This window comes from Vibrio sp. 10N.222.55.B11, assembly GCF_041473705.1.
Lineage (GTDB): Bacteria > Pseudomonadota > Gammaproteobacteria > Enterobacterales > Vibrionaceae > Vibrio > Vibrio crassostreae_C.
Genome location: NZ_JBFRST010000087.1, coordinates 1 through 1226 on the forward strand (window position 1 = coordinate 1; position 1226 = coordinate 1226).

Consider the following 1226-nt stretch of genomic DNA (forward strand, 5'->3'; position numbering starts at 1 on the left):
AGTAATGATTACCTTAGGAAGGCGGGATTATTTTCACTGAAAGACGGATGGATCGCTGTTCAATATCCAAACCAGAAGATATAAGTTAGGCGTTCTGAATGAACCGCCCTGTGCGGATCCGCATGCAGGGTGGTGTGGGGGCTGGAGGGTAAATACCTCCGGCTACCCGATTATGTATATTGTTTGATATATTGCTCATGTTCGCGAACATACCGTCTAACATTTGTAACAAGGCGAGTATACACTGGTAATAGGTTTCCCAGAGGAGTATTAACATTCCAAACTGGATATTCATTTGCTAACGGGTTAGAAACAATACCAGCATGCTTTATGCAGTTATTTACCAATCGGAGTTCATTGATTGATCCATAATGAGGGAGAGAATCATTTAATGAATACAAAGTCTCTTTTATTCGGTTACTTCGTAATGGCTGATATTCATTAACTAGTGTTTTAAAGTACACCTCACATTGCTTATATAGCCCAATAATAAGAAGCTCAGCTCCTAACTCCGCAAAATCGTTCTGAAACTCCGTTTTTAACCTTTGCTCCAAAGAGAACTCATACGCTTCACCGGCACATTGACAATTACTACGATTAAAGATTTCAGTGCTAATCTCTTTTTCTTCTTCAATTTTGTCAGTTTCATCTTTAATAACCTTTTGAAGGTTTGTTAAAATCGAAACATCAAAAAGACTCATTTCTTCAAATAGATCCACTTTGCAACCTCATTAGCCATTAAATATACATAACGCTTGGCATAAGGTGCGCCACGACCAACTCACCATGCGCACTGAACTCTAAACCAAAACCGCCGAGTGTAAATGATGCCTTTGTGTACGCCCAGCATGGGCATGAACTAATGAGGTGAAAGTCCTCTGTAGGAAAATCACCATTCAATATTCAACTTGTTGATATTAAATGTTAACTACTAGCAAATGGCAAGGGCTTTTCCGCGAGGAACGGTCTGAAGGAAGCCGCTAGCAAAACTGCGAGCTGATGAACAAGAACCTCAGACTAGGCGTAGGTCAGAGGCGAGTTGGCACAAGACGACGAAGCCAAGTGATTTAATGACCACCGTAAATGATGCAGTTGCGCAGTGAAAGTCCATGTCCTTATCTGGGGAGATCTGCTTAACAGGTGATCGTTAACCTTACCAGCTTGGCCGCTGGTTCAACTGGCCTGGCGCGTGAGTATCATCAACTTACGCGAGCGAAACCGATGAA

The 1226-nt window shown here is 42.0% G+C and carries 1 protein-coding gene; it reads right to left on the minus strand.

The window, feature by feature from the left end:
* Positions 1 to 170 precede the first annotated feature (170 nt).
* Complete coding sequence (locus AB4503_RS23760; RefSeq protein ID WP_372115810.1) at positions 171 to 719, minus strand: hypothetical protein; 549 nt, start codon at positions 717 to 719, stop codon at positions 171 to 173.
* Positions 720 to 1226: the final 507 nt, after the last annotated feature.